The sequence below is a fragment of the uncultured Streptococcus sp. genome, assembly GCF_901875575.1.
In the GTDB taxonomy this organism is placed as follows: domain Bacteria; phylum Bacillota; class Bacilli; order Lactobacillales; family Streptococcaceae; genus Streptococcus.
The window spans coordinates 1-833 of the sequence record NZ_CABFMF010000045.1 but is presented as its reverse complement, the minus strand read 5'-3'; the positions used below and the strand labels follow the sequence as shown (position 1 = coordinate 833).

Sequence of the window (833 nt, the reverse complement as noted above, 5' to 3'; positions counted from 1 at the left end):
GGCTCGGTAGCTCAGTTGGTAGAGCAATGGATTGAAGCTCCATGTGTCGGCGGTTCGATTCCGTCTCGCGCCATTTTTATATTTCTATTCTGGAAGGGTAGCGAAGAGGCTAAACGCGGCGGACTGTAAATCCGCTCCTTCGGGTTCGGGGGTTCGAATCCCTCCCCTTCCATTTAACGGGCATAGTTTAAAGGTAGAACTAAGGTCTCCAAAACCTTCAGTGTGGGTTCAATTCCTACTGCCCGTGTTAATATATTTTGGCGGGTGTGGTGAAGTGGTTAACACACCAGATTGTGGCTCTGGCATGCGTGGGTTCGATCCCCATCACTCGCCTATTTTATATTATTGGGGTATAGCCAAGCGGTAAGGCAAGGGACTTTGACTCCCTCATGCGTTGGTTCGAATCCAGCTACCCCAGTTACTATTTGCCGGCGTGGCGGAATTGGCAGACGCGCTGGACTCAAAATCCAGTGTCCGCAAGGACGTGCCGGTTCGACCCCGGCCGCCGGTATAGTATAGAATTAAGGAACGTTGATAAATCAGCGTTCCTTTTTGACTTAATTAACTGTTGGTCTGCTATAAAATGTTTGACTCTTTATCAAGTGTAGTTGGTTTAGAAAATGGCTTTATACTATTTGTAGTGGGTAACGCCCCTATGGATATTATGGAGCCTATTTTGGTGTAGAAAAAAGTCCCATAAGATCTATAGCAAAATGAAATAAAAACAGTACATAATATGGTATAATCTTCTTATGACATATTCAATAGATTTTCGTAAAAAAGTTCTCTCTTATTGTGAGCGAACAGGTAGTATAACAGAAGCATCACACCTT

Annotated in this window: 1 protein-coding gene and 6 tRNA genes; all 7 read left to right on the top strand. The window is 44.4% G+C overall.

Features of this window, described 5'->3' with window-relative positions:
* Positions 1–73, top strand: a tRNA-Phe gene (locus QZ114_RS08130).
* An 18-nt stretch (positions 74–91) separates the two neighbouring features.
* Positions 92–172 (top strand) — tRNA-Tyr (locus tag QZ114_RS08125).
* A gap of 4 nt (positions 173–176) precedes the next feature.
* A tRNA-Trp gene (locus QZ114_RS08120) sits at positions 177–247 on the top strand.
* Positions 248–260: 13 nt separating this feature from the next.
* Positions 261–333, top strand: a tRNA-His gene (locus QZ114_RS08115).
* Between the two features lie 13 nt (positions 334–346).
* Positions 347–418: transfer RNA gene (locus tag QZ114_RS08110), tRNA-Gln, on the top strand.
* A 9-nt stretch (positions 419–427) separates the two neighbouring features.
* Positions 428–511: transfer RNA gene (locus QZ114_RS08105), tRNA-Leu, on the top strand.
* 241 nt (positions 512–752) lie between these two features.
* Positions 753–833, top strand: an 81-nt coding sequence (locus QZ114_RS08100) for an IS630 transposase-related protein (protein WP_295501847.1), incomplete at its 3' end; no start/stop codon positions are given.